Genomic DNA, 235 nt, shown 5'->3' with positions numbered 1-235 from the left:
CAATAACAATAACGCTAGTAGAAGGAATTAAAGCTGTAGATGATTCCTACGAAATCTTTGAAAACACATCAAAAACCTTAGATAATCTTATAGATAATGATGAGATAACAAGTAACACAACTATTCTTTCAATTGATACGTCTTTAAGCACTGGTAATGCTGAATTAAAAAGTAATGGTGAAGTAACTTATACTTCTGAAGTTAGTTTTATTGGTACTGATACTTTTTCTTATAC

1 protein-coding gene is annotated in these 235 nt (G+C 28.9%); it reads left to right on the top strand.

Features of this window, described 5'->3' with window-relative positions; all coding sequences use genetic code 11:
- The coding region (locus Q4563_RS22655) for an Ig-like domain-containing protein (protein WP_303606154.1) at positions 1–235 on the top strand (235 nt) is incomplete at both ends.

Source organism: Gilvimarinus sp. 1_MG-2023 (assembly GCF_030548285.1).
Note: the sequence above shows the minus strand (reverse complement) of the source record. Positions and strands in the feature narration are given on the sequence as shown.